Annotated in this window: 15 protein-coding genes and 1 pseudogene; 9 read left to right on the top strand and 7 right to left on the bottom strand. The window is 37.5% G+C overall.

What is annotated here, in order from left to right; translation table 11 throughout:
- Positions 1-340: 340 nt before the first annotated feature.
- The 4 genes from ACLKML_RS04985 (at position 341) to ACLKML_RS04970 (ending at position 5,055) form a co-directional block, all read left to right on the top strand.
- Positions 341-1,324: a TRAP transporter substrate-binding protein gene (locus tag ACLKML_RS04985; RefSeq protein ID WP_413282621.1), complete on the top strand. Its 984-nt coding sequence runs from the start codon at positions 341-343 to the stop codon at positions 1,322-1,324.
- A 482-nt stretch (positions 1,325-1,806) separates the two neighbouring features.
- Positions 1,807-3,096 carry a TRAP transporter large permease gene (locus ACLKML_RS04980; RefSeq protein WP_413282620.1) on the top strand — a complete coding sequence of 430 codons (1,290 nt, stop codon included), beginning with the start codon at positions 1,807-1,809 and terminating at the stop codon, positions 3,094-3,096.
- The gene (locus tag ACLKML_RS04975; RefSeq protein ID WP_413282619.1) at positions 3,096-3,689 is read left to right on the top strand and encodes a TRAP transporter small permease; all 594 of its coding nucleotides are present in this window, start codon (positions 3,096-3,098) and stop codon (positions 3,687-3,689) included. The genes ACLKML_RS04980 and ACLKML_RS04975 overlap by 1 nt, the downstream gene beginning before the upstream one ends.
- A 499-nt stretch (positions 3,690-4,188) precedes the next feature.
- Positions 4,189-5,055: a GGDEF domain-containing protein gene (locus tag ACLKML_RS04970; protein WP_413282618.1), complete on the top strand. Its 867-nt coding sequence runs from the start codon at positions 4,189-4,191 to the stop codon at positions 5,053-5,055.
- 55 nt (positions 5,056-5,110) lie between these two features.
- Here ACLKML_RS04970 and ACLKML_RS04965 read toward each other — a convergent pair whose 3' ends face one another.
- Positions 5,111-8,035: an HD domain-containing phosphohydrolase gene (locus ACLKML_RS04965; protein ID WP_413282617.1), complete on the bottom strand. Its 2,925-nt coding sequence runs from the start codon at positions 8,033-8,035 to the stop codon at positions 5,111-5,113.
- A 189-nt stretch (positions 8,036-8,224) separates the two neighbouring features.
- Between ACLKML_RS04965 and ACLKML_RS04960 the strand changes: the two genes are divergently transcribed.
- Positions 8,225-9,028: a substrate-binding periplasmic protein gene (locus ACLKML_RS04960; RefSeq protein WP_413282616.1), complete on the top strand. Its 804-nt coding sequence runs from the start codon at positions 8,225-8,227 to the stop codon at positions 9,026-9,028.
- Between the two features lie 74 nt (positions 9,029-9,102).
- Here ACLKML_RS04960 and ACLKML_RS04955 read toward each other — a convergent pair whose 3' ends face one another.
- The 6 genes and pseudogenes from ACLKML_RS04955 to ACLKML_RS04930 all read right to left on the bottom strand — a co-directional run bounded on the left by ACLKML_RS04955 (position 9,103) and on the right by ACLKML_RS04930 (position 16,949).
- A complete protein-coding gene (locus tag ACLKML_RS04955) occupies positions 9,103-9,288 on the bottom strand; it encodes a DUF1289 domain-containing protein (RefSeq protein ID WP_413282615.1) in 186 nt (61 codons plus the stop codon).
- Between the two features lie 91 nt (positions 9,289-9,379).
- Complete coding sequence (locus ACLKML_RS04950) at positions 9,380-9,997, bottom strand: glutathione S-transferase family protein (protein ID WP_413282614.1); 618 nt, start codon at positions 9,995-9,997, stop codon at positions 9,380-9,382.
- Between the two features lie 98 nt (positions 9,998-10,095).
- Positions 10,096-11,127: an NADP-dependent oxidoreductase gene (locus tag ACLKML_RS04945; RefSeq protein ID WP_413282613.1), complete on the bottom strand. Its 1,032-nt coding sequence runs from the start codon at positions 11,125-11,127 to the stop codon at positions 10,096-10,098.
- Between the two features lie 187 nt (positions 11,128-11,314).
- Positions 11,315-11,728, bottom strand: a complete 414-nt coding sequence (locus ACLKML_RS04940) for a two-component system response regulator (protein ID WP_413282612.1) — start codon at positions 11,726-11,728, stop codon at positions 11,315-11,317.
- Positions 11,729-11,773: 45 nt separating this feature from the next.
- A complete protein-coding gene (locus ACLKML_RS04935; RefSeq protein ID WP_413282611.1) occupies positions 11,774-13,849 on the bottom strand; it encodes an EAL domain-containing protein in 2,076 nt (691 codons plus the stop codon).
- Between the two features lie 82 nt (positions 13,850-13,931).
- Positions 13,932-16,949, bottom strand: a pseudogene (locus ACLKML_RS04930) (chemotaxis protein CheB).
- A gap of 366 nt (positions 16,950-17,315) precedes the next feature.
- On the opposite strand from ACLKML_RS04930, the gene ACLKML_RS04925 reads away from it, so the two are divergent.
- The 4 genes from ACLKML_RS04925 to ACLKML_RS04910 all read left to right on the top strand — a co-directional run bounded on the left by ACLKML_RS04925 (position 17,316) and on the right by ACLKML_RS04910 (position 20,154).
- Positions 17,316-17,777, top strand: a complete 462-nt coding sequence (locus ACLKML_RS04925; protein ID WP_413282610.1) for a hypothetical protein — start codon at positions 17,316-17,318, stop codon at positions 17,775-17,777.
- A complete protein-coding gene (locus tag ACLKML_RS04920) occupies positions 17,774-18,919 on the top strand; it encodes a GGDEF domain-containing protein (protein WP_413282609.1) in 1,146 nt (381 codons plus the stop codon). The genes ACLKML_RS04925 and ACLKML_RS04920 overlap by 4 nt, the downstream gene beginning before the upstream one ends.
- 351 nt (positions 18,920-19,270) lie before the next feature.
- Complete coding sequence (locus tag ACLKML_RS04915) at positions 19,271-19,540, top strand: hypothetical protein (RefSeq protein ID WP_413282608.1); 270 nt, start codon at positions 19,271-19,273, stop codon at positions 19,538-19,540.
- A complete protein-coding gene (locus ACLKML_RS04910) occupies positions 19,537-20,154 on the top strand; it encodes an SCO family protein (protein ID WP_413282607.1) in 618 nt (205 codons plus the stop codon). Before ACLKML_RS04915 ends, ACLKML_RS04910 begins: the two co-directional genes overlap by 4 nt.
- Positions 20,155-20,178: the final 24 nt, after the last annotated feature.

The following is a 20,178-nucleotide window of genomic DNA, read 5'->3' as shown; positions in this document are numbered from 1 at the left end:
GACGTTCATCATTATTTAAATTAAACGGTCGGTTTTGTATTTTTTGTATGTTTTTAAGGTAAGGTTTAGTTGTTAACTATTTAGCTGATTTTTAATTTTTACAGTTATTTGTACATGGACTTATATAAAGTAAATTTTAGTGTTTTTTCATCAAAAATTACTTGTACACATAACAAAGGGATATTGTATTCATTATTTCTAATGAATATGAAAAGTAACTATAAAATATTTGCACAACGATAATTCTTTTAAAGAAGAAGGATGTGCAGAGTGAATGTGTGTAATTGTATAGACATTCAAAATGAAGCAAAAAAACTAATAATATATTAGGAGTTAAACTATGCGTTCAAATTTTAAAAAGGGTCTAATATCAGCTTTATGTTTGGCGTGGGCATCTTCAGCGTACTCTGCTGTTGAGCTCAAGCTTGGCCACTTTGGATCTGAAAACCATCCTTCTCATATCGCTGCTATGCAGTTTGCTAAGCAAGTAGAAGCAAGGACAAATGGTGAAGTAGAAATAGAGCTTTATCCTAACAATGCCTTAGGTAGCCCACCAGAAGTTCTTGAGCAGGTGATCATGGGCGTGGTTGATATGAGCTTATCAGGACAAGATCAGCTTGCAAAACATGTTCCATTATTCGATACCGTTAGTATTCCTTTTTCATTGAGTAATGCAGAGCATGCAGACCGTGTTTTAGATGGTCCTTTTAAAGAATGGGCAACACCAGAGCTTGATAAGATAGGCTTAGTGTATTTATCTAGTTGGGATTGGGGATTTCGTCAATTAACTAACTCTGTTAGACCTATTTTAACTCCTGATGATGTCAAAGGTTTAAAAATTCGAACGCCTCCTGCCATGACCTATCAAGCGGCTATGGAAGCAATCGGAGCAAACGTACAGACTATTTCATTCAGTGAACTCGTTATGGCGATGCGTCAAGGTGTGGTTGACGGTCAAGAAAACCCAATTGGTGTGATTTATAATCTGAAACTTTATGAATCTCAAAAATACATTTCCATTATTAACTACTTGTATAGTTCTATGGTACACGTTGTGTCTAAAGATGCTTGGGAACAATTGACTGAAGAACAACAAAAAATTGTTAGCGAAGAGTCTGATTCAGCACGCTTATTAATGCGAAAACTATCACGTGAAGAAGAATTGAAACAGATAGAAGCAATGCGTGAGAAAGGTATCGTTATCGACGAACCTGATCTTGCACCTTTCCAAGCGATGATGGAACCAGCTTATAAACAAATTAAAAATAAAGTTGGCGCAGCTAATTTCGATAAATGGATGGAAATGACTAAATCTGTTAAATAATTCACAGATTTAAATATTTTCACTCTATAGATAGGTGTTAATAGCGTGTCTAATCACTGTATAGAAATAATTGTTGCTAAATAAAATTATTGATTAGAAAGTCTATTGAAATATTAAATATTCATTATTTTTAATATTTAGAACGAAAACTTGTCATTTTCTCTTCATCTTTAGATGGGTGAAGAGAAAATACTGTCAATGATAATCATCACAAACTTAGCAATAATGTTAACTAGCTAGAATTCACGCTTTTTAACCCAGGTAATATTACTTAGATCAGGCCGAGTGAAGGTAAGATCTTCCGTGATTATTATAATAGAAATGATTAGGTATTGCGTAAATAAATAACCGTTACCTGAGAGTGATATATCATCTTTAAAGAAAATCACTTTTCAACTTTCATAACGTTAATTCGCAACAATACTCACCTTTTTAATTCTATTGTTAATACAAGTTATTAATAAAAATAGGTAACCTCTAATATGTTGACCTTAGCTATATTTGGCGTTCTAATTTTTCTACTACTGATCAATGTGCCAGTGGTCGTGGCAATTGGCTTAACGTCAGTGGTATTTTTTGTTGGTCTTGGTGATGCTCGCCTATTAGCCATGCTGCCTCACCGTATGTATTATGGCACGACAGGTTTTACACTGTTAGCTATACCCTTTTTTATCTTAGCTGGAAATCTGATGAATACCGGCGGAATTACTGATCGAATTTTTCGCTTTGCACAGTCAATGGTAGGTCACATTTCCGGTGGTATTGGCCAAGTGAATATTGTTGCAAGTGTTATTTTTTCTGGAATGTCAGGCTCAGCTGTTGCTGATGCGGCCGGTTTAGGCCAAATAGAACATAAAGCCATGGTTGACCAAGGCTATGACCCTGCAGATTCCGCCACACTGGTTGCTGCCTCTTCAGTTATTGGACCCGTTATCCCTCCTAGTATCCCTTTTGTATTATATGGTTCAATTACTAGCGTTTCCGTCGCGCGTTTATTCTTAGCCGGTTTTATTCCCGGCGTAATGATGGCGCTTGGTATGATGATTGCTTTGGGCATTTTAGCTAAACGAAAAAACTATCCTCGAGCAGAATATAAAGCCACCGTTAGAGAACGTTTCGTTGCGTTTAATGGTGCATTCTGGCCGCTGATGGCACCGATAATCATTATTGGTGGAATTATGAGTGGTTTTTTCACACCTACTGAAGCGTCTGTTGTGGTATGTGTCTACGCGGCATTACTTGGTTTTTACTACAAAGATTTAAAGCTAAAAGACATTCCCGGAATTGTTTATAAATCCATTACTCAGTCGGTCAGTTTGTTATTTATTATTGCTGCAGCAAACTTTTTTGGCTGGCTAATTATCCACCAAAAACTACCAGATAGTATTATTGAAGCATTGGTTGGATTTGGTGCAACTCAATCCATTGTGATGTGGATTATTATTGGTATCGTATTGACCATGGGTTTATTTTTAGAAGGTAATGCTATCTTCCTTATAACGCTTCCATTGTTCATGCCTATTGCCAATATGTTTGGTATCGATTTAGTCAATTTTGGTGTTGTTATGGTATTGCTGATTATGATTGGTAATTTAACCCCACCAGTCGGTATGTGTTTATTTGCTGTAGATAGTTTTGCAAAAGTTGGCATGCCGGCCTTAGCCAAACGGGTATGGCCTTATTTGCTGATGATATTGTTAATCACATTACTCATCGCATTTGTGCCAAGTATCGCACTATTTTTACCTAACCTTATCATGGGAGAAATGTAATGATCCGTTTATTAAAAACCATCGATACTTGGGTACAAAGGATTTTACGTTACATAGCGATGACCATGTTTTCAGTACTCGGGTTGCTGCTGTTTGCTAATGTAGCATTAAGACTGATTAATGACTTTGCACAATTTTTAATAAAACATGGCTTGGAAGGGGTGGCTGGCTTAATTCAAAGTATTGTCACGATTAGTTCTTTTCATTGGTTTGACGAAATTGTAGAGCTGAGCTTCACCGCGTTAGTTTTTTATGGCGCAGCTGGCTTATGGTGTGCAAAACTGCATTTTTCAGTTGGCGACTGGATAAGTCCTCGCATTAAAAATATACGCTTAAAACACTTTTACAAATTAGTGATCTTGCTTATTTCTGCCACTTTTATGGCGATACTATTTTGGTATTCATTAAAATTAACTATGAAGACCCATCAAGTCACCACGGTATTCCAAATTAAGCAATGGATCCTCTACTCATGCATCCCAATTTCGTCATTGATTATGTTGGTCTACTCCTTGGTAGACGTGATTGTAGAGACCAAACGGTTTATTAATTTAGATAGTAATCATTCTCTAGAAAATAACTGTAATCTCTAATATTTTTATAATTGATTAGATTACATCTCATCAAACCCAAAAACCATGCTGCCAGGTAAGCTCTCAACCTGGTAGCATGGTTTTTGTTAAACTGTTGTTTATCCAACCACGCTGTGACACATAAAAAAAACAAATAACAAACTTGAACTTATCAAGTATCTATATACTATACCAACCCAAATAAACCTGACTGGTATGATTTTCCTTATCGTACTTTTCGCTCAGTTCCATCGGAGAATTCAGTCATATGAAGCCCCATCCAGATACTATTTATGAGCGAAGACTAGCTAAACTGCTTAAGATCATCTGTATTGCTCCCTTATTTATTTTTCCACCAATGATTGTTCTCAATTACTTGAAGGGAGCCTATTTATTAGTTGTTATTGAAACGGCAATGTTGATTATTTTTAGTATACTTCTGTATTTTATACCTAAATAGAATTCGTTTACTAATCGACCTAACTTATTAAATTCAATAGGGATAATAATCACGTTTACAATGGTGGCAATGCATATATTCGCTATACTATTACCTACTCACCATACTATTTTCAGCCATTCTGCAGTCATTATTATGATCAGTTTCTTAATACTAGGTCAACGACGAGGAATGGCTGTTGCTCTCTTTTTAACGGTTGTTTCGCTTTCTATTTTTATCTACAAATATTCATCTGGGGCTAATGCACTTTCCCCTGCGGGGCAAGGCAATATTTTTATACTGATTTTAATCACTTTCATTATTAGTTACTTCAATGAATCAACTAGGATCGAGTATGAATCTGCGCTATTAGCTAAAAATCTAGAATTGGAGCTTCTGTCCAAAACTGATGGATTAACTCAACTATTTAATCGACGATATTTTGATCAAGTTCTCGAAAAGGAATGGGAAAGATTGCAACAACGTAACCTTGAGTTGTCGATTATTCTTTGTGATATCGATCATTTTAAGCAATTTAACGATGTAGGTGGCCACTTAGCTGGCGATCTATGCATCCAAAAAATAGCAACAAATTTGCAAAAATTAGTCGAACAAGACTTAAATATAGTTGCTCGTTATGGTGGTGAAGAGTTTATTATCTTATTACCAGAAGTTAGTACCGAAGATGCGCAAAGCATCGCTCAAAAAATATTGAAAAGCACACAAAACCTTGCAATTCATCATCCTGCATATCAAGATAAAATCGTTACTGTAAGCCTAGGTGTTAGTACTGTTGTACCTAAGCAACAAAACCCAAATTCACTAGTTTTTCTAGCTGATGAAGCTCTTTACCACAGTAAAAATAACGGCAGGGATCAAATGACCGTAAAAAATAGCCTCTCTTCCCTTTCTCACCAAAAGCCATTACCTGACAACACCTGTCACTAGGAATTAAACTGATTCAGCGTTCACAGGAGCATATTGGCAAATCCATATAGAGTATCTAAACATAAAAGTCCGAAATATCGATTTCATCAATCTGCTCAGGTTTCATATACTGTTGAGCATAAGTCAGATAGATTTTTGATTCTAAAAAGAGTCGGAAAATATCTGGGTCAATATGCTGATCTTTTACCATATAAGACATAATTCTAATTGCGTCAGAAAGCATTTTGCCCTTTTTGTAAGGTCGATCGACAGCCGTCAGCGCTTCAAATATATCCGCTACCGCCATCATACGGGCGACTGGCGACATTTCATCTCGCACCAAACGTTTGGGATACCCTGTCCCATCCATTTTTTCATGGTGACCACCAGCAAGTTCAGGCACCATTTTTAAATGTTTTGGAAACGGCAAATTCTCTAGCATCTTAATGGTTTGAACAATATGTTCGTTGATTTTATACCTATCTTCGGGCGTTAACGTACCACGTTGTATTGATAGGTTATGTATCTCTCCACGATTATAAAGATATTCCGGGACATCCATTTTGAAGCCCCATGGATTATCTTCCGGTAGTTTTTCCGATTCTGGCCGCTCAAAAAGGTGCTCTGGCCTATCGGCTAATAAAGGTTCTTCGACTGGTAACACTGGCGCCGCGACTTTATTTTTTCGTTCTAATTCTTCATGTGAAATACCAATACGGTCATCAAGAGTACGTGTCCACGTTCTCTGCACAATACTCGTCATACGAGCCTGTTTACTTTCGTCTAAGTATTCGCCTCCCTGATTTAACTTAGCAAGAAACGCAAAATCATCATCAAGTTGGGTCAGCTCTTCTTGTAATACAGTGTCATCAAATGGAACGCCCGCAGCATCAAGCGTACGACGTAAATAGCCAATTTCGGTTTCACGTTTAACCACTTCTATACGCATACGTATCTCGTGGATCCGATCGTAGATAGTTTCGAGTTTGGTTGCTTTATCAACCACAAATTCAGGCGTCGTGATCTTGCCACAATCATGTAACCATGAGGCCACATGAATAGCCTCCCAGTTGTCACGCGACAAGTTGAACTCTTTAAATGGCCCATCGGTTGCTTCATTTGCTGCTTGTGCAAGCAATTTAGTTAGCTCGGGAACTCGCGCACAATGCCCTCCGGTATAAGGGCTTTTCGCATCAATAGCCCCTGCGATAAGCTGTATAAAGCTTTCAAACAGTTCACGCTGAGCGGCAATTAATCGTCGTGCTTCAACCGAAACAGCAGCAGAGCCGGAAAGCGCTTCGGTAAAGCGAACTAAAGCAGGGTCAATATTTTCTTTTTCCAACAGCAATATTACGCCAACCAAATCATTGGTACGGTTAAACAGGGGGGCAGCCAGCAAATGCGATGGCACTGAATCTAAAGTAGACTTTAAATCCTCCAGCCCCATACGTTCCAGTTCTTCAAGCGATGCTGTAATATTCTCAGCCGTTTTGCTTTCGGCAGCTCGAACAATTAATGCATCATTGGCAGACAATGATACCGAAGGTATGGTGGCATCAAGTAGCTTCGCGTGAGCAATTCGTGAAACGAATGGGACTAATTCAGTCTCTTCATTATCGGTCAAATAAAGCACACCAGCTTGCGTCTCTGTGGTTGCAATGATTTCATCTAACAACTTCACAAGAAGTGTATTAAAGTCTTCTTCTGCCGCAATGGTACGGTTAATTTCGAGAAAACGCGCAATGGTAACCCTTAACCTATCGATGGTATCGGCTAATTCTGAGGCTTCCTTTACTTTAGAACTCACGGTTATAGGATGGCTGAAATCGAATGAAGCCAATTGCTGCACATCTTTTGATAACTGACTTAATGGTTTGGTAATTTGACGAATAATCAAAATACCAAAAGGAATAGAGAAAAACAGAACAATAAAGATAACCATACTTTGATCACGAATAATTTTCCGTGTCATGGAAAATAAATTGTCCGCGGGTACTGCTAACAATAGACGCACATCAGTCCCTGTTCCAAAATCTAAAGGTCTACTGGAAACAATCCATTCTCTACCTAAAGATTCAATCATACCGTAGCTATACTTACCTGAGAGCCCAACTTTATTGGCGGCGGTCGCTAAAATAGGTGAGCTTAAATGGGCGATATTTTGCCGAATAATTTTTCCGGTAGGTGCCTGTTGGACGATTTGAGTAAGATCAGAATAAGCAATTAATGTCCCATCATGTTCTGTAATAGCAATTTCCGAATCAGGAGTTAATCGTAAACTTTGTACTTCAGATGCGAGTTGACTGACAGTAGCATCGAACCCCACTACGGAAGAAGCACTCACCGAACGTTGGGATATTGTAACGCCTATTTTTCCTGTAGTAAAAAACGCATATGGTGCACTTGTTACTGACTTAGCTTTATTCTCGCTATCTTGAAACCAAGAACGCTCTCGAGGGTCATACACGTAACCAGGTTTTTGTTGAACCTCTTGCAATCGAAGATCGGCATCATAAAGTCGATACTCACCTATTCTGTTTCCGTTCACATCTAACGTGATGGTCTGCACAAGATATACGGTGCTGTTATCTAGATTAAATTGCGACCGAATCATGTCATTGTTTATTTTTCTGATAAGAAAGAATTCGCCATTCGCATACCCAACGTAAATATTCTGAATAGTTGGGTTACTCTTCAAGGCTTCGGCGAACACCGGTAATCTAGAAAGCCGTGTGCTTAGATCGGACGCAATAGTAATTTGATCATGAATTAATATTCCAAGTTGGGATTGTACCGGTTGAATTAAGCGATGTGCCCGCTCACGAATCATCACCCCAATCGTGTCAAACTGCTCTTCTTGTGCTGCCGTTAAAGCGTCATTCACGCCTCTGTAACCAAGTGCTAAAATTGTACTCGCAATGACAAGAGCAAGCGCGACACTGGCGGCTATTAGTAAGGTTTGTACAGAAACAAGAAACCTTTGAGGTTTGCGATACGACATTAATAAACTATTCCTTTAATTTAATACTCTAGGTGAAAGTTATTTATATGAATAACTACACATAGGAATCCCTGTCTCCTAGTATGCACAAAAAACCAATAATAATTGACTATTATTTATTAAATCTAGATCATTATGTGTGTTTATGAATTACAATAATTTTTGCTTATCAAATCTGGAGATACTCCGTTGCGGTCAATTATTCTAATTTTTGTTCTATTTTTTACAATAGTATCAAAAAGTTATGCAGACAACCCTGACTCATATGGTTGCAATGAAAGTACTATTTCTGTCGGCATAACCGACACTGGCGTTATGTATCATAACGGACAAGGAGTTGATGCCGATCTATTTTCACTGCTAAGCGAAATAACCGATTGCAAATTCAACCTTATTCCGATTGCACGAGAGAATGCATTCAATTTAATGGAACAAGGTGAAATTGACCTTGTTCCGAGTGTAACTCGTGAGCCTCATAGAGAAGCATTTGCTTGGTTTATTCCCTATTATGAAATTCGATTTTTATTGTTAGAGAATGGTAATACATTGCCCCCTATCTCTCATTTGGATCAATTAAAAACCATTGAAGGCGCGAGTATTGCTCGCGCTTCAGGAAGTGGCTACGGTACCTATTTTAATTATCATTTAGCGGAAATGGGATCGCTTGGAATGGTGCGGCTCTATCCAGATTATGGTAAAACTATTCAAGCTTTCTTAAATCAAGAAGTTGACGCCACCTTAAGTCTTCCTCAAATTTATCGCGTTTTTTTCGCGCCAGGAGAAGAACCATTCCCAATAAGAATAGCCGACGTATCGCCGGAAAACCCAGTAGCAATATCACTTATGTTGGGTAAACACCAATTTTCTAGTGCACAAATCGCTAACTGGCTTCGAGTTATTGAAGCCATTCGTTTGGATGGTCGTTTGCAAGCTATTTTGGAGCAATATGTGTCGACAGAAGAAGCCGCATCAATGTTAGGACTCGAGCTATAATCTAAGATAGGTCTTTAGCCGTAAATAGTGGCGATAAACCTAACCACTGAAGTGCAGCTAGGTTTACAACCATTCTATGTTTTATCAGCAATCTGTTTTTTACATCGAATCACGATGCTAATTTTTTCATCTTCAGATTTGTTTACCCAGTCAGTAATTTCTGCTGATGAACGGTAACAACCTTTACAAATATCATTTTCATCTAATTGGCATTGGCCGATACAAGGGGTAATGATGCTATTATTGTTGCCTATAAACATATCTGGTCACTCATATTAAAATAACGTCACTTTCAGTTATTGTGCTTGGAAAGTGAATATAGCATGAATAGTTGCAGTTGCTGCCTTACGATTATGAGTATTGTGTTTCAACTTGGTCTGCTTTATTACATGCTGGATGCGTTGCAAGTTGCTTAGCATATCGTTCAAGGTTGGCAAAATGAACGATGGTACCGTTATTTACCAAGTTCTCTACAATGAATGACATCATGATATCTGCACCCGATAGTGTTTCTCCAACCAGATACGTTTTATCCGATAAACAGCTATCAAAATAGCTCAATACTTTCATGGTTTCTTCGTCGGCATAATCGGCTAAAAAGTTGGTTTTACACCCATCTTTGGTCACAAAAAGTTTCAACAATAACGGTAACATTGCTGAGCTTTCTGCAAAATGCAGCCACTGGGAATACTCGGTATATTCACGCGTGCCACGTTTTGGAGCCAATCGTCCATCGCCATATTTATCAATAAGATATTCAGTTATCGCGCCTGACTCAGTAACCACTAACCCTTCATCTTCAATAACAGGTGATTTTCCTAATGGATGAATATTTTTTAACTCAGGTGGCGCTAAAAAAGTCACACTATCACGAAGATAAGGTTTTATTTGATACTCTAAACCCAACTCTTCAAGAAGCCAGATAATACGTTTAGAGCGCGATTTATTCAGGTGATGTAAAGTAATCATAATATGTCCTTTGGTGGCACGTTGCCCTCAACTAAACGCAGAAGGCCAACAGTGCTAGTCTTGATCTAGGCTTTTAGTACCTAGATCATCATTAATATCTATTTCGGTTGGTTAACTTGGATCACAAGCTTGCCAAAGTTTTTGCCTTCTAATAAGCCAATAAAAGACTCTGGAGCTTGTTCTAAACCGTCGACTAAGTGTTCACGATATTGAATTTTTCCTTCAGCTAACCATTCGCTCATCTGTTGAGAAAACTCATTGTAGCGAGGAGCGTAATCATCAAAGATAATAAAACCCTGCATTTTAATACGCTTAACTAATAGAGTTCCCATTAAAGCGGACATTCTATCTGGTCCTTGTGGCATCTCAATCGCATTATATTGAGAAATTAGACCACATAACGGCACTCGGGCAGCAGTATTAAGGAGTGGCAATACGGCATCAAATACTTTACCGCCTACGTTTTCAAAATAAACATCGATACCTTGCTCACACGCAGAAGCAAGTTGCTCTGCAAAATCATCCGATTTATGGTCAATACAAGCATCAAAACCCAGCACTTCAGTCGCATAACGACACTTTTCTTCACCTCCGGCCACACCAATAACACGACAGCCTTTTAGCTTACCAATTTGACCAACTGTTGCTCCTACCGCTCCCGTTGCCGCGGCCACAACTAACGTTTCGCCTGCTTTAGGCTGACCAATATCGAGTAGCCCCATATAAGCAGTAAAACCCGGCATGCCCATAATACCCAGAGCAAACGATGGGTGAGTTGAATTTTGACCTAATTTAATCAAACCTTCACCATTTGAAACAGCGTAATCTTGCCATCCAGTGTAAGCAAGTACCCACTCACCAACTGGAAAATTTCTATGATTTGATTGTTCAACCTGACAAACTGTCGCGCCAACGATTACATCATCAAGTTCAATTGGATCGGCATATGACTTAGCTGCACTCATGCGTCCACGCATATATGGATCAAGTGAAAGATAGACACTGCGCAGTAACACCTCGTTGTCACCAATGGATGGAACAGCGGTATTCTCAAGGCGAAAATCGTTCTCAGTCGGGGCACCAATTGGACGAGAAGCAAGTACAACACGACGGTTAATTTGTTGGGTCATTGAGGGTTCCTTTTGTTAATCATAAAATACACTTGAGATAAAAATAGCGCCGTCATCTAGTTTAATGGACTATTGATTGACAACACTCGTCTACAGGGCGCTTTTATAAATTAAGGTGTATTAAAGATATCGGTTTTATGGAAATAACTTTTGTGGATAACGTTTTGATTAAAAATCACGCTAATTTTTACGACTTGATCATCTGGCTAGATGGTATTGCTAATCTGGTGTTCAAAAAGACACTCATCCTGATGAGCATTCTAACAGGACTGATTGGTTTGGTTAAATAATCGACTCCACCCGCTTCATAGGCTTGAATTTCAAAAACGAGATCATTATATCCAGAGATAAAAATAACCGGAATATCAGCGTAATTCGGCTGTGCTTTTATTTTCCTACACACATCAAACCCAGAGACCTCAGGTAAATCAATATCAAGTAGGATAATGTCGATTTTATATTGCTTTAACATTGCAAACCCTTCATCTGCATTGGTGGCAACATGCACATGTAAAGTCGATTCTAACATGCTAGACATCACATCAATTGATGAACGTTCATCATCAATAATTAACACGTGTACTGGTTTTTTTTTACTCATATTTACACCTAGTCATTGATATGCATATCAATGTATTTTATATAACTACCTTGCCAAGTAATCAAGTATTTTAGTACGCGGCATCGCTTGAGCATAATAATAGCCTTGCGCATAACGGCAATCCCTATCGATTAAATATTGCTTTTGAGCGTCGGTTTCCACTCCTTCGCAAATAACCTCAATATTGAGGTTTTGTATCATCGCAATAATGGTATTCAGTAGGTTTTGGTCTTGTTTATTTTCAGAATTGATGTCATCAATAAAAATTTTATCAATTTTGACCGTATCAAACTTAAATTTCTTTAAGGAATAAATTGAAGAATAACCGGTACCAAAATCATCAAGCATTAAGCTAAAACCACAATCACTTAGTCGTTCAATATTAACAATGACATTTTGATTATTCTCAAAAATCAATGTTTCAGTCACTTCAATCTTAATCAAAGGTATGAGCTTTTTGTGTTTACTCGCTACCATTTCGAATTTTTTTATCATTGCTTCAGAACGCAACTGATAGGACGACAAATTCACCGAAATTGGAATGTAAATGTCAAAATTGGCTAAAATATTCAATTGAATAATCACATCATTCAACAATGAAATGCCTAGCTCTATTAACAGAACGTCCTCTTCTATACTGGGCAAAAAATAAGCGGGAGAATGTACAACACCGTTGTTATCAACATAGCGCGCTAACGCTTCAAAGGATACAACCTCACCTGTGTTCATGTCATGAATGGGTTGATAATAAGGCAGTATTTGTCTCTCACTTAAGGCCAATTGCATTTCTTTAATGACCTGTTGTTTATTGCTTTGTGATTTTTGCTCTGAAGGGTTAAAAAATGCGTAGTTATTACGTCCATTTCTCTTTGCATCATACATTGCACTATCAGCAGCGATAAGCAATTGATCTTGAGTTAACGCATCGTCAGGATAGAGAGCCACCCCTACACTGCACGTACATGTGTAATGAGTTTTATCTAAAATGTAGGGTTTAGACAAATCTTTAATCGCTCTAACGGCAATACGCTGAAGACTTTCAATACTCTGATCGGACTGGAGCATTACAACAAACTCATCACCGCCAATCCGAGCAACGACATCACACTGTTTAAAACAATGTCTTAGCCTCTCTGCAACGTGTTTTAACAGTAAATCGCCGTATTCATGCCCCAGTTCATCATTTAGATATTTAAAGCGATCAAGATCAATATAAAACAGAACAACCTTTTCGCCCACTCGTTGAGCATCACTAAACATCTCCGAAAAATGACGGTTGAAACTGGCTCTGTTATCTAGCCCTGTTAGGCTGTCAACAAATGCCGCTTTTTCTAATGACTGCTCAATCGCGACTTGTTGGGTTACATTTTCAAGAATATGTAAATACTGAGCTTTACCTGAATAAGGATCACGAATATTCATAATGCTGACATTGCAATATAAATAGGTTGCAGAATGATTTTCGTTATATTTTATACAACGCAAACGAGTCGCGACATCATCACGTTCTTCTTGGATCAGCTTTAACATCGTTTGGTGTTCGGAAAAAGATTCAGCATCGTAAATTATGCTGTCATTTGTGCCAATAATATTAATTTGGTCAACACCAAAAATATTAATAAAACTGGGGTTTACCGACAAAATATTATTCTCTATATCGCTAATATAAATAGCTTGGATAGAATGCTTAAACACCATTTTATACAAATTAAAATCTTTGTTTAATGAATAATAGCTATCGGTAGGGAAAAAGCAGAAATTATAATTTACGTCTGTAATTTCAATTTCTTCATATAAACTAGTGATGGTTTGTGCATGACAATTGGCAATAAATTGACGAGCGATACCATTGCAGTTAAGCACAACTTCATGGTAGCTGCTATCTTCATTTTTAAACCATTGCAAAAATTCATTGAGGTTTGATTTAATCGAGGCAGTTAATAAAGGAGAAGTTCCATTATGCTCTGATTTGGTTATTGAACGGCTCAACTTTTGAAAAGCCGCAGAATTATATGACAAAATTTGTAAGCTCGCATTAGTTGTAATACAAGGTATACCTAAGCCATCATAGATATTGCTGCCATTATGAATACTGTTTAATTGCTGTACTGCTTTATTCATATCCTAACCAAAATTTGTTTCAAACCAAAATTCATTTCTATCTGAATTTATTCATAGAGCCATTTACTCAGCATTTTTATAATCACTTAGCGGCAAATAATGTAACAAGCATCTTACTCGGCATGCCCGTTATATCATCAATTTCATAAACAGTATGATTTGCATAAACCTCAATTAATTCATTACTGTCATTTGTCTTCATTTTATAACTCGCCGGAAAGGTCTGTCCTGGCGTAGCATCTGATACTTGGTCAATAATCGAGACTATCGTGTCCTTATCATCATTAGCAAATAAGCCATAAAAATGCTCATTTCGGACTGCATTGATCGATTTTTGGTCGTATTGAAGCAAATTACGAAACTCTGCATTAGCGTAACCAATTTGTAGCTGGTGTAAATCAAGCACAAATGCAGCGTTAAGACTGCTATTCAAAATGTAGGTGATTTTCTCTTTGTAGCCCGCTTGTTCGCGTTCTTTCAATACTTGCTCGGTGATGTCTTTCATTGTTCCCATCACTCGTGTCGCTTGTTTTAAATCATTAAACGAAACAACCGCTTCCAGTGATATAATCACAATATTTTTATTTACATCTTGTGCTTCAAATATAAAAGGTTGTTTAGCGTTATTATGTAATAAATTCGTTAATTGCTCTTCTAATTTACTTCGATAATCACCTGACGCTAAACCAATAAATGCCTCGTAAGAAGGATGGAATACATCTTTATCTAAATCGAAAATATGGTAGCAACCATTACTCCAAACCAATTTACGAGTGGAGATATCCCACAACCACGACCCCATCTTACCTGCAACTTCCGCGTCATTAAGTAACCGTGTAGATTGTTGCAACTCAATTTTTAATCGCTCCAATTCATTGCGTTGATGTTCACGTTCTTCGTAAGCCATGCGCAGCTCGGCATAAGCGGTCTGTAGCTCTTCATTGGTTGATTGCAGTTCTTCGTTGGTCGTTTCCAATTCTTCATTGGAACTTTGGAGTTCTTCGTTAGAACTTTGCAGCTCTTCATTCATCGATTGCATCTCTTCATTAGAGGTTTCTAATTCCTCTATGACATTTTGCAATTGCTCTTTGGTTTTGACTAATAAACGCTGCTGTTCTAAGGCGATAGCCTGGCTGTTATCTTTATTATTTAAATTATTTAATAAGGGTATATTTTCTGGTTGTTCGATTTGAGAAAAAATAAGCGTCAAATCGCCCAACGGACCATCACGCTCAATAGCCAATATAATCAATTTAATCCAAACATTTTTGCCGTTTAATTGAAATGACTGGAAACCAGTATCGGCGATTTTCTTTCCTGTTTGGATATGATGAAAAGCGCTTCTCAAGTCAATCGACAATTGAGGATGTAAGTTTTTAAATATATTGTTTGAAGGTAACCCAGTAGGCCTAATTAATAATGAATTACTTCCTTGGGTAAATATAATATCTTGATTTTCATTGAGTAATATCGCATTGGGCAATACATACTCACGTAAATTTTCAGTGATTATTTCAACTAATTCAGTATCAAGTTTATTTCGTTTAGGTTGATCTGGTATTAAAATTGGCATATCTACAGCTTTATGCAAACCCGTACTCGATTTATGGTTTTTCCTTTCTGGTGGTAATTGTTTGCCTACATACAGCGCTTCATATATTTTTCCAGTCTTAGATAATGAACGATACTGTTCTTGAAAAACACCAATAGATTCTGACTGCCCCAACATTAATAATCCTTTAGGATTTAACGCATAATGGAACATAGGCAATAGTTGACGTTGCAGTTCTACCGTAAAATAGATCATTAAATTACGGCAGGTAATAAGATCCAGGCGTAAGAATGGTGGATCATTATTAATATCATGCACTGAGAAAATAACGTGAGATTTTATCGACTTGATTATTTCAAATTGCTCACCATTAACCATAAAATATTTATGCTTAATCGTTCATGGAATATTGGCTAAAGCCGATTCAGGGTAAATAGCGTTTCTGGCGAATGAAATCGCATGACTATCAATATCTGTGGCAAAAATCTGTATTTTATACTGATCAATTTTATCACCCAGAATTTCACTCAGAATAATAGCAATGGTATAAGCCTCTTCTCCTGTAGAGCAGGCAGTACACCAAATTCTTAATTCTTTATTAGTTTTATGTTGAATATAATGACTTAATTCACGCTGTAAATTGTCGAACGCTCGTGTATCACGAAAAAATGAAGTAACGCCAATGAGCATATCATTAAATAAATAGACCACCTCTTCATTGTGGTTTTTCAAATGGTCTAGATAGATGGCAGATTGACGAATTTTTAACGACGTCATTCTTCGTTCTATTCGCCTTAATATTGTATTTTCTTTATAAAGGGAAAAATCGACTTTACAATGTAACTTCAATAACTGAATGATGCCGTGGTAGGTTTCTCTTGGCATAGTGCCATCATTATCAATTCCATAGTTACGTGGAAAATAAATGATATTTTTCAGCTCATGGCCAATTTCGGTGGCTTGTAAAATAAGGTCGACATTGCCTGAATTAATGGCAGAGTTAGGCATACCATCATATTTTGCATCGTTTGGATCTTGCACCACTCCAAAACCATTTTCACCTTTGATGGCACGAATACCGCGGCTACCATCAGTTCCTGTACCGGATAATACGACACCAATGGCGTTTTCGCCTTTATGTTGAGCAATGGATTCAAACAACATATCAACAGAAGGCCTTGGTGTATGACGAACTTCCGGATAACTGATCAGACGAATTCGGTCACCCGAACTAATTTCAATATTAAAATTTGGTGGACAAACGTACACCATGTTAGCGACTAATTTGGTATTATCAACTGCGGTAACGACGGGTATTGTTGAATCTTTTTCAAGCAGTTCAGCCATCATACTTCGATAAGATGGCGATAAATGTTGAGCAACAATAATTGCCATTCCATTATCTGTTGGCATATTGGATAAGAACTCTTGCAGTGCTTCGAGACCTCCGGCACTGGCGCCCACGCCGACGACAATCAATTGAGATGTAGTGTCACTTTGTGGTTTTAAGTTACTAGGTAAATCCACAGGCGTATCTTCCTTTGCCATTTATTGACTCTCCAAAATTTAAAATGTGCTGCTATCATTAGTCAATGAGAACGCTAACCAATTCCCATCAAGCAAAATAAGTGTCATTTAACTTACTGACTACTCAAAAACCTAAATAAATTCATATGTTTTGGATATTAATATTTATCGTATAAATAGGTCAATCGTCAATACTACTTTAACTAACTCATCCTTGGCTAGTTTATTGCACTTATTTCTAGCATTAACCTCTTCAACATTTTTGAGTAACCTTACATATAAAAAAACCATACTTGGCTGCTTTTTTTGTAGACTATTTATTTTTGTATACTAAAGTAACAATTTGGTTATAAAAGGAACAGTAGATTTTCTACTGCTATTAATACGATGAAGTCATTATATTATTTACTCTCTCTATTATTGTTCGTTAGTTGGCCAAGCTATGCTACAGACGATACATTGCAACTTGTAGAGGGTGGTCACAATACCGAAATAGCAATAGAAGATTTACGACAACAAGCGAAGACTGAATTTACTATTTTTGCCCCATTTCGTGGCCGAGAAGTAAAAATGAGAGGAATATTACTGGACGAAATATTACTGCAGCACCTTTCTAAAATGCCCAAAACCGTCAAACTGATCGCGGCTGACGGCTATGAAATAACCTTTAACAATTGGCGAAAAGGTAACTGGATAGTTGTCACTCATGAAGATGACAAACCACTAACAATTAGACAACAAGGCCCTCTTAGATTGATAGAACGTAATGATGGAAATAAAGACCCAGAAAATTTACGTAATTTCAATGATTGGGTTTGGATGTTAGTGCGTATAGAAGTGATAGAATGAAGCAAAGCAGCACATTAAAAAGTAAATTACATAAAACCGGATGGCTATGGCTTAGTTTATTTTGCTTTGGCATGCTGTTTGTTATCGCTATTTTAGAGCTCAGCTTTCTTTATCCTCAAGTTCAGCGCTATTTTGATAGTACCGGCAGCTTAACCGCCCAACCATTGGCCGCTCGATCGAGGCAATATATGATTGATAGCCTTGAAATTGCTACCAAAACTCAATCAGTTAAAGTAAATAATAAAGATATAGTGCATAAGTTAAATTTAGCCTATGGTTTACTCAATATAGAACTTTATAAGCGTCGATACTCCTGTACGTCTTCAGCATTAACCCAAATCGACCAATTAGTCACTCAGCTGGAATCCCAACAAACTTTCAACCTGACCCATTTTAACTCTGAGCTATTACCTGCGCTTAAGTGCACCGAGACCATTCAAACAGGTCAAGAACATCATCGTTCAGAAGTTGCCAATAACTTACTTAATAATATAGATTTTTACCACAACACTCTTTTTTGGGGTAGTTTTCTGATGATCACGGCGGCTATTGGCTTTGGTGTATTACATGTTAACCAGACCAGACAAATGTCCAACAACCGTAAAGAAACCGCTCAGTGGAGGCGGCACGCAATGAGAGATGAGTTAACAGGGATATGGAACCGTAGAGCTTTAAATACCGATCTTGATAAGTTGATCCAAAACCATGCGACATCCAATCCCCCTTTTTCATTGCTAATGTGTGATATCGATTACTTCAAACAATATAACGATACCTATGGACATATTGAAGGAGATACCGCTCTGAAGAGTATTGCCAATGTGATAGAAAGTGCACTGCGTGAAACTGATAATCTTTACCGTTATGGTGGCGAAGAGATGGTGATTATATTGAATGAAACCGATAATCAAAGCGCTAAGGTTATCGCGCGACGTCTGCTAAGTCTTGTTGAAAACTTAAACCTTCCTCACCCTACGAGTAGCCATGGTAGGCTGACAATCAGTATAGGAAGCGCAACAACAAACAATGATGGCTCTGATGACGTGGATAGCATATTGCAGACGGCAGATAAACGACTCTATCTTGCTAAAAAAAATGGCCGACATTGTTTAGTTGCCGAGGACGGATTAGATTGCGGCTAACGCTTTCCTCTTAGACAATCAAAAAAAATCATCAATTATACCCAAAAACAAGTAAATATAACCCAAGGTTGTTATACGTGTTGATGCCCTGCTAACACTCATCAAAGAGAAAGATCACAAGTAACTAAAACAAGTTATCCTATTTTTATAAGCACATGTTAAACTGTTAACTTGTTGATAACGTTATTTAGCCCAATGAAATTACCTCCTATAATCTTTCTAGTTTTAGCAATAACAGTCGGGTTTTACGCTCCTGACGTTATAAAATTACTCAAAAATGAAACTGAACCTTTTGATATCACCCAGTACTGTATGTTATCAAGTAAAAGTTGCGTACAAAATGAAGTTAGCATGATATTAGAGCAGGATATCGCTAAACCTCTGGTACCAAATACTATTGAAGTCATTTGGGAAAATACATCAAGTAATACTCTATTACTCTCTCTACAGGGAGCACAAATGGATATGGGTATCGCCAAATATCAATTAACTAAACAACCTAATGGAAAATTTTCAGCCGATATTATGCTGCCAGTATGTACTGAAAATAAAATGACATGGGTTGGTACATTAACCGATGGCCAAAAAGAAGTTTATACGGCAATAAGGATGGCAAGATGAGCAAAAATTGGTCCTTGGCGATAGTGATTGCCTTTGTACTTGGCTACAGTGTGAAAGTCTTTATGGATATGCAAAATGATGTTGCCCAACAACAACAGGCCCTAGCAACCCAACAGATCATTAAAGACCCGGTGTTAAATGGTATGGATGATACACCTACTCATATTTTTAACCCTGATGACAATAGAATTAGAGTGATCTACTTTGGCTATACTCGATGTCCCGATGTGTGTCCTACGTCACTCGCCATGTTGTCTGCTGCACTAAATACTATAACAGCCGAACAACTGGCTCAATTACGGCCAATGTTTATATCTATCGATCCACAAAGAGATGAAGCGAATGCTGCACATCAATACGCTCAGTATTTTCATCCCACTATTGAAGGATTTTCTGCATCATTAGAAATAACAAAGCCATTAGCCGATCATTATGGGGTTATTTTCCAAAAAACTAAATTAGAAGACTCTGCCATCGAGTATGTTGTAGACCACAGTTCATATTTTTACTTTCTAAAACCAGACGGAACATTAATTACTAAAGTACCACACACACTTGAGCCAACTCCTATTGTCACTGCGATAGAAGACATACTCAAAACCAACTCAATATAAAAACTATTATACCTCGCAAAAGGA

Origin of the sequence: Vibrio sp. MA40-2 (assembly GCF_047302445.1) — a bacterium.
GTDB lineage: Bacteria > Pseudomonadota > Gammaproteobacteria > Enterobacterales > Vibrionaceae > Vibrio.
This window is presented reverse-complemented; position numbering and strand designations above follow the sequence as displayed.

What these genes read in the sequence shown, in the direction of transcription:
- ACLKML_RS04985 (WP_413282621.1), top strand. Translation starts at nt 341, where the DNA reads ATGCGTTCAAATTTTAAAAAGGGTCTAATATCAGCTTTATGTTTGGCG.
- ACLKML_RS04980 (WP_413282620.1), top strand. Translation starts at nt 1,807, where the DNA reads ATGTTGACCTTAGCTATATTTGGCGTTCTAATTTTTCTACTACTGATC.
- ACLKML_RS04975 (WP_413282619.1), top strand. Translation starts at nt 3,096, where the DNA reads ATGATCCGTTTATTAAAAACCATCGATACTTGGGTACAAAGGATTTTA.
- ACLKML_RS04970 (WP_413282618.1), top strand. Translation starts at nt 4,189, where the DNA reads ATGGTGGCAATGCATATATTCGCTATACTATTACCTACTCACCATACT.
- ACLKML_RS04965 (WP_413282617.1), bottom strand. Translation starts at nt 8,035, where the DNA reads ATGTCGTATCGCAAACCTCAAAGGTTTCTTGTTTCTGTACAAACCTTA.
- ACLKML_RS04955 (WP_413282615.1), bottom strand. Translation starts at nt 9,288, where the DNA reads ATGTTTATAGGCAACAATAATAGCATCATTACCCCTTGTATCGGCCAA.
- ACLKML_RS04950 (WP_413282614.1), bottom strand. Translation starts at nt 9,997, where the DNA reads ATGATTACTTTACATCACCTGAATAAATCGCGCTCTAAACGTATTATC.
- ACLKML_RS04945 (WP_413282613.1), bottom strand. Translation starts at nt 11,127, where the DNA reads ATGACCCAACAAATTAACCGTCGTGTTGTACTTGCTTCTCGTCCAATT.
- ACLKML_RS04940 (WP_413282612.1), bottom strand. Translation starts at nt 11,728, where the DNA reads ATGAGTAAAAAAAAACCAGTACACGTGTTAATTATTGATGATGAACGT.
- ACLKML_RS04935 (WP_413282611.1), bottom strand. Translation starts at nt 13,849, where the DNA reads ATGAATAAAGCAGTACAGCAATTAAACAGTATTCATAATGGCAGCAAT.
- ACLKML_RS04925 (WP_413282610.1), top strand. Translation starts at nt 17,316, where the DNA reads ATGAAGTCATTATATTATTTACTCTCTCTATTATTGTTCGTTAGTTGG.
- ACLKML_RS04920 (WP_413282609.1), top strand. Translation starts at nt 17,774, where the DNA reads ATGAAGCAAAGCAGCACATTAAAAAGTAAATTACATAAAACCGGATGG.
- ACLKML_RS04915 (WP_413282608.1), top strand. Translation starts at nt 19,271, where the DNA reads ATGATATTAGAGCAGGATATCGCTAAACCTCTGGTACCAAATACTATT.
- ACLKML_RS04910 (WP_413282607.1), top strand. Translation starts at nt 19,537, where the DNA reads ATGAGCAAAAATTGGTCCTTGGCGATAGTGATTGCCTTTGTACTTGGC.